The organism is Prevotella conceptionensis 9403948 (genome assembly GCF_000312305.1).
Classification (GTDB): Bacteria; Bacteroidota; Bacteroidia; order Bacteroidales; family Bacteroidaceae; genus Prevotella; species Prevotella conceptionensis.
Window position 1 is genome coordinate 147,915 of the sequence record NZ_HE999445.1, and the last position, 5,807, is coordinate 153,721.

The following is a 5,807-nucleotide window of genomic DNA, read 5'->3' on the forward strand; positions in this document are numbered from 1 at the left end:
GCGAAAGCAAAGACTTGGTGTGGGCGGGCTGAAAACGCACGTCGGTGAAGTTAACCAACAGGATAAGCCCCTTGCGTTTACCCACATGTCGGCGCGAAATGCCCACCGTGCGGGTGGCGGCAGCGGCGCGGCGGGCGTGTTTGTGCTATTCGGGAGCCGCTTTCGCCCTTACTGCCCCAATATTGGCGATGGGTGTGGCCACGCCCTCATCGTCTACGTTATAGCAAACACCACGAACATCGCGCCAATAGTGCAGGTTTTCGTCGCCCACTTGTTCAAGGCGTATCTCTGTTCCATCGGCAAGCTTGGCCGTTCGCCATATCCCTGGCATGGTGGGAATGGCAAAAGTGATAAGCACGAAGGTTAGAAACGTAAGGATAAGCAGTTTTGCTCGCATATATTATAATATGGTATGAGTGTGTGTTTGGATGAAAAATAAAGCAGGAAAAGACATCGTAGGACTAACCACCTGCAAAGAGATGCAGCACAGGCCGCATGAAAGGGGTTAACTCGCAGGGGCGCGACGTGCCGTTGTATGCCTCGCGCGACAGTGCCCACGACACGAAAAGGCGTCGCTTGGCCCGTGTCATGGCCACGTAAAACTTGCGCGCATCTTCGCTTGTTTGCCGTTCATCGGTGCGCGTATAGAAGTTGGGATAACGCCCATCTACGGCATCGAATATCAGCACATTGTCGAACTCCAACCCCTTAGCCTTGTGGATGGTGGTTACGTAGATGCGTTCGGCAATGAAATCGCTACCGCAAAGGTCGGCCTCTTTCAAGGTGTTCAGCTCCATAATGTGGGCTTGCAGTTGCTGAACCAAGGCTTGCGCCTCGTCGCCGGCAAGCATGTTGCCCTGCAAATAGGCCTCAACATAGGCGATGTTGGGCACGGGTTGGATGTGGTTTTCTTCGAGAAGGAAGGTGTAGAAATCGTTTATCGCCTGCACCAAGGCTGGCTTTGAACCCTCGATGGGCACACAATAGAGCCGTGCATAGTGAGCATTGAAAAGCTCGGCATAACGTTGGCGAAACACCGCAGCACAATGTTGCACACGCTGACGAGCCAGAAATTGCTGCTGGGCAGGTATCATCTCGGCCGCCTTTTGCCTGCAATAGCCCACCAAGCTTACCGTGGCTTGCACGTCTTCGTCGGCCAAGTGCGAGTTTGTTCCTTCCAAATGCAGCACTTCGAGCAAGGCTTTAAGCTTGTATTGTTTGAGTCCAGGTTGGAGCAACCGAATGATTTTGAGCGAATCGAAGTATGTGGGATGGGTGGCATGCAGGTCTATCGAGGGGCAATAGCGTTGCAAATTAAAGCGGAGAATGTTGTAATCGAAGTCGGCATTGTGAGCCAACAGCATGCTGTTGCCCACATATTGCATAAAGCTTTGCAGGGCCTGTGCGGCAGGCAGACAGGTGTTGTGCTGCAATTCGGCCACAATGGGGTTGGGAATGTCGCCAAGCATGGCAGGAACGGGGCGTTCTGTCTTGATGAAAACGTTGAAAGCCGACCCCTCCACCACGCATCCGGCACGCATTTTCACGGCCGCAATCTGCACGATGTCGTCTTCGAAGACGTTCAGACCCGTGGTTTCGGTGTCGAAAACCACTATCTCTTCGGTATCGAAACAATGGGCAAAACGCTCGATATAACTAGGTTTATCGGTCGAAAGCAGGTCGGTTGGCAGCATGGCACAGCGCAAAAGGGCTTGCACAAAGTTGCGTGCGGCAGCGTTACCTTCAAATACACGCAAGCCTTTTAGCAGCCTAGCCCAAGCAATAAAGTTGTGAGCGTTGGCCAATATGTTAAGGTGGGCGAAGAGTAGCTTTACCTCTGGCGAGGCGAAGAGGTCTTGTCCCGACACCTTGAAATGGCTCAAGCCCTGCGCATGAAGTGCGCGACTAAGGTCGTCGGCATCGCGATTGGCGTTCACGATGATGGCCGTTGTTTCGTTGGGATTTTGTGTTTGCAGGTTTCCTGCCAGCCGTGCAACGTCCTTATACTCGGTGTCCAGCACGTTACTGCTTACCACTTGCAGTTCATTTCCTGTGCCCATGTCGCTGTTGTCGGCCTCGGGCAGCAGTCGTTCGTCGATGTTGAGCATGACTTTGGCGTAGGTGTTGAACACGTTGAGCAAGTATTTTGGCGAACGATGGTTAACGGAAAGGTGGTGAACATTGGTTCCGCAACGCTGGCGAAGTTGGTTAAGCGTATCGAGTTTCGCCCCCATAAAGGAGAAAATGGCCTGCTGCTCGTCGCCCAGAAACATCACCGTGGGGTTTTCTTTGGCCGTTAGCGCGTCGACAATGGCTAGTTGCAGGGGGTTAAGGTCTTGCACTTCGTCTACCTGCAACCAAGCATATCGCCGATAAACGCCCGTTACATCGGCCACGAGTGCATCGTAAGTAAGGAGCAAAAGGTCTTCAAAATCAACTAGTTTGTTTTCTCGTTTGTAGTCTTCGTATTGCTTGGCGAACTTCATTTTGCGCAAAAGGGCCACCACAAGACACAGTGCCGCGTAGTCTATCTGTGCGCCCTGCAACATGGTTTCGTAGGTGGAGGCGTGCAGGTAGATGTCGGTCATGGCCTGCGGCGTGAAGTCTATGCGGTTCAGTTCGCACAACTTGCGCATGGCGTGCACGTCTTCGGCCGACAAGCAGTCGGCGTGTAGGCGCAGGTTTTTGGGATGCGCGTGCGCAATTTGGTGCATCAGGTGCGACAAGAAGATAATTTCAAAGTAGTCGCGACGGCGTTTAAAGCTTTCGGCCACCTTCATTTCGTCTTCCTCGGTGTAGCGCGCAAGGATGCTCAGGGCATCGTCGTCGTCGATAACCGACGTCTCGGCGGCAATCAATCCGTTGTCGTATAGAAAGCGCGAACAAAAGCGATGCACGTTGCCTACGTACACTTCGGCCGCCGCAACATCGTTGATGTTGGCCTTTATGCGTTCTACCATACCGCGTGCAGCACGGTTTGTGAAGGTAAGACACAGCATGTCGGCGTAGTTCACACCGTTTTTACGAGCCAAGCGCACGCGTTCGGTAAGTATCTGTGTTTTTCCGCACCCCGGCGGAGCCAACACAAGGTGAATGCCTTGTTGCAAGTTTATCACCCGTTGTTGGCTTTCGTCGGGTTGCCAAGCTTGTGTGGTATTGGACATATTCGTTGATTGGAGGGGGCGAAGAGGGGTTAACGAGCGAAAGAAATGGTGCCGAAGAAGGGCGGACAATGGAAGTCGGGCTTGGGCAAAGCAATGGGATTCCACGATAAGAAGTGGGGCTTTTGCGTCTTATCGCCACATTTATAGAAGTTGGCACGCATGCTGTTGCCCTGCAATTGCAAGTTGGGGTGGTGCATAAAAAGGCTTGTGGGAATGACCAAGGCCATTTGCCAATGGCACTTCCCCACCCTTTCGTCGAATGGTTGACGACCTAACGACGACCATCGGCCAACCTTTTGCAACACGTCTACGGGCAAATGCTGCCGCCCTTCGCGGCCAGGACCAAAACCAACAAGGAGTGTTCCTGCGCAATTACACTCGATATTGTAATACGTTCCATCGTCAGTAGGACTAACAAAGAACTCGCAACACGAGTCTTCCCACACGCGTCCGTTGTCTGCTGGGGCAACGGCACGCACGCTATCTTCTTCTACTCGGAAGTTTAGCAGTATCTTATCGCCGACATAAGCCATACGAAAAGCCACGTTGGGCTTGCAAGGAAAGGCCTCTGCCCAATTAACATTGTCGATGGTTTCAAAGGGAATTTCGGCCTTATCGAGCAGCGATGGCACGTTTTCGGCCTTTACATCGCTGGCAGAAATAGACTTTACAAGATAGTTATTCATACTTTGGAAATTGGTGTTAGGGTGTAATTGGCCACGGCCGAGCAGGGATGCAGCCCTTTGGTTGCACCCCTACCGGGCCTTAGCCGCAATGATTTAGCATTCGGCAATAAAGCGTTGCATCTCTTCTTCGTGCGAACAAACGCTGTTGAACAGTGCCAACTGGTTCTTAGCACGGTCGAGATTGTGTTCGGGATACTTTATTTTGTAGTACTCGTCGCCGTTGATATAATCGGTAAGGAAACGCACACACTGCATAAAGGGGAAGAGTTTGGCCGCGAAAGGCAGGTTTTCGCGTTCGATGGGTGTGAGGAATGCGCCTGCCGAAGTTAAGTAACCCTTGGTGAAAGCCTTAAAGATAGGCATATTAAAGCCCACGTTAGCGAGGTTGGGATCGTCTTCGGCGGTGTAGTTTGCGCCAGTGCGTAGGAAGTCGCCATAATCAGAAAACACAAAGCTTGGCATCACCGTGTCGAGGTCGATAACGCAAAGAATATGGCCATCGGCATCAAACATCATGTTGTTTACCTTGGTATCGCAGTGGCAAATGCGCTTAGGCAGCTTGCCTTCGCGGTAAAGCCGTTCGGCTTTGCACATCTCTTCCATGTTGCTATTAAGCTCCTCAACGATGTCTTTCACCACAGAAAGGCGCTTAACGGGGTCTTTCTGCACGGCCTCTTTCAGCTGTCGGGCGCGCAATTCCATGTTGTGGAAATCGGGAATGGTTTCTCCCAGTTCGGCGGGGAGGTCTACAAGGGCGGCCTCGAACTGTCCGAAAGCCAAACCAGCGGCATGCGAATATTCTTCGTTCACCGTCTCATAGGTATAGGCATCGGGTATAAACAGCATCATTCGCCAATAAGTATCATCGGTTTCGCGCCAATAAGTCTTGCCCGTTTCGGCCTTGATGAAGGTCAGCACGCGGCGGTCGATGTCGGTTGCGCCCTGCTCTTCCAGTTTCTTTCGCAAGTGCGCGGTAACGGTTTCGATGTTTCGTTGCAGCAGTTCCACATCTTTAAAGATGGCATTATTGATGCGTTGCAACACGTAACAGGGAGCGTCCGGTTCGTTCATCGTCACCTTATAGGTGTCGTTAATCAGTCCGTTTCCCAGTGGTTTCACGCTCTTAACGGTGCCATTCACGTTGAAATGCGACACCAGTTGGAGCAAATTCTTTTCTTCCATGATGATAATATGATCGTTTAGATTAGGCAAAATCCCCATTGGGTTTACGCTTAAATACGCTGCACGGCGGCAAACGCATCGCAAGAATAAGTCCAACGGGGATTTAAATGGTATTGTCTGTATGATGAGGGCGAATGGTTAACGTGTCAACTCGCCAACTCGTCAACGTGCTAATTGGCTAGCTTGTCAACTCGTCTACTTGTTAACTAGGAACCCCTCCTCCCCTCTTTATCCGCTACATCTCCTTGAACTTATACTCAACGAAGGCCTCCATAGCCTCGTAACAAGCCAAGCCAAGCTTATCGTATAGTGCAGCAGTACCGCGGTTTCGGTCTTCCGAACGCTGCCAGAAGAGGCGTTCGTCGTTGCCCAAGAAAGGCGCGCTCTCCATTTGCGACTGATGTTTGAGGATGGAATTGCGTTTAGCGCGCAACTCTTCGGGGCTCATGGGCACACACATTTCGATGTTTTCGATTTCCCATTCGGCCCAAGCGCCACGATACATCCACACACGACAGTCGTCGAGCCACTTCTCGCCAGCCTTCAACTCTTCGTCAATGGCGGCGAAAACGGCATCGGTACACTTCTTGTGCGTACCATGTGGGTCGGCCAAGTCGCCTGCAACGTATATCTGGTGCGGCTGAATGCCGTGGATAAACTCGCGAACCACCTTTACATCGGCCTCGCCCATAGGCAGTTTCTCTATCTTACCCGACTCGTAGAAAGGCAAGTCGAGGAAGTGAACACGCTCCAAGGGGATGTTGTTATACGTTGA

At 51.9% G+C, this 5,807-nt stretch carries 4 protein-coding genes and 1 pseudogene; all 5 read right to left on the reverse strand.

The annotated features are described in order from the left end of the window. Window positions 1-145: 145 nt before the first annotated feature. On the reverse strand, window positions 146-397 hold the full coding sequence (locus BN93_RS18455) for a hypothetical protein (RefSeq protein ID WP_019187238.1): 252 nt from the start codon (window positions 395-397) through the stop codon (window positions 146-148). A gap of 64 nt (window positions 398-461) precedes the next feature. Beyond that, entirely contained in the window at window positions 462-3,164 is a 2,703-nt protein-coding gene (locus BN93_RS04950; protein WP_019187239.1) for a 3'-5' exonuclease, read from the reverse strand. A 29-nt stretch (window positions 3,165-3,193) separates the two neighbouring features. Next, a complete protein-coding gene (locus tag BN93_RS04955; RefSeq protein ID WP_019187240.1) occupies window positions 3,194-3,850 on the reverse strand; it encodes a carbohydrate-binding family 9-like protein in 657 nt (218 codons plus the stop codon). A 93-nt stretch (window positions 3,851-3,943) separates the two neighbouring features. Then, window positions 3,944-5,032: a phosphotransferase enzyme family protein gene (locus tag BN93_RS04960; RefSeq protein ID WP_019187241.1), complete on the reverse strand. Its 1,089-nt coding sequence runs from the start codon at window positions 5,030-5,032 to the stop codon at window positions 3,944-3,946. A 235-nt stretch (window positions 5,033-5,267) separates the two neighbouring features. Further along, window positions 5,268-5,807, reverse strand: a pseudogene (locus BN93_RS04965) (glucosamine-6-phosphate deaminase); the annotation flags it as partial.